The organism is Pantoea sp. Cy-639 (genome assembly GCF_011752525.1).
GTDB lineage: Bacteria > Pseudomonadota > Gammaproteobacteria > Pseudomonadales > Pseudomonadaceae > Aquipseudomonas.
In genome coordinates this window covers 1-1,333 of the sequence record NZ_VWXI01000044.1, presented here as the reverse complement: position 1 = coordinate 1,333, position 1,333 = coordinate 1, and the positions used below count along the sequence as shown (strand labels likewise).

Below are 1,333 nucleotides of genomic sequence, written 5' to 3'. Positions count from 1 at the left end.
GCACACCTCCAGCGTCGCCGGCTTCGGCTTCGACGCCATGGCCTGGGAAGCCTGGCCGGCCCTGTGCGTCGGCGCGACCCTGCACCTGCCGCCGGCGGCCATTGCCGGCGAGCACGTCGATGAACTGCTCGACTGGTGGCTGGAGCAGCCGTTGCAAGTGAGCTTCCTGCCGACCCCGGTGGCCGAGCAGGCGCTGCGCCGCGAGCGCCAGCACCCGACCTTGCGCACGCTGCTGGTGGGCGGAGACCGCCTGCGCCAGTTCGACCGCGATCCGGGCTTCGCCCTGGTCAACAACTACGGCCCGACCGAGACCACGGTGGTCGCCACTTCCGGGCAACTGCAGCCAGGTGGTGCATTGCATATCGGCAAGCCGACCGCCAATACCCGGGTGTACGTGCTGGACGAGAACCGCCAGCCGGTGCCGGTCGGTGTCATTGGCGAGCTGTACATCGGCGGTGCCCAGGTGGCGCGCGGTTACTTCAACCGTCCTGACCTGACCGAGGAGCGCTTCCTCGCCGACCCGTTCAGCCCCGTGCCGAACGCACGGATGTACCGCAGTGGCGACCTGGTGCGCTGGAACGCCGACGGCACCCTGGACTACCAGGGGCGCAACGATGACCAGGTGAAGATCCGCGGCGTGCGGGTCGAGCTGGGCGAGATCGAAGCGGCGCTCAAGGCCCAGCCGGGCATCGCCGATGCCGTGGTGCTGGTGCGCAGCGAACGCCTGCTGGCCTGGTTCACCGAAACCGTGCCGGTCGATGCCGAGGCCCTGCGCCAGGGCTTGCAGGCCAGCCTGCCGGCGCACCTGGTGCCGCAGGCCTTGCTGCACCTGGATGCCTTGCCGCTCACGGCCCATGGCAAGCTCGACCGCAAGGCCCTGCCGGAGCCGACAGTGCTCGTCGAACACACCTATGTCGCACCCGAGGGCGCGGTGGAAAGCCAGCTGGCCGCGATCTGGGCCGAGGTGCTGGGCGTCGAGCGCGTCGGTCGCCACGACAACTTCTTCGAACTCGGCGGCCACTCGCTGCTGGCGGTCAACCTGACCGCACGCCTGCGCCAGGCCGGTCTGCAAGCCGATGTGCGCACCTTGTTCGGCCAGCCGACCGTGGCCGCCTTGGCCGCGACCCTCGGCCAGGGCCGCCAGGTACAGGTGCCGGCCAATCGCATCCCGACCGGTTGCAGCCGTATCACGCCCGACCTGCTGCCACTGGTGGAACTGGACCAGGAAAGCATCGAACGCATCGTCGCCACGGTGCCGGGCGGCGCCGCCAACGTGCAGGACATCTACCCGCTGGCACCACTACAGGAAGGCATTCTCTACCACCACCTCAGC

At 69.5% G+C, this 1,333-nt stretch carries 1 protein-coding gene; it reads left to right on the top strand.

The annotated features are described in order from the left end of the window. A partial coding sequence (locus tag F3J43_RS23640; RefSeq protein WP_166893002.1) for a non-ribosomal peptide synthetase occupies positions 1-1,333 on the top strand: 1,333 nt, incomplete at both ends.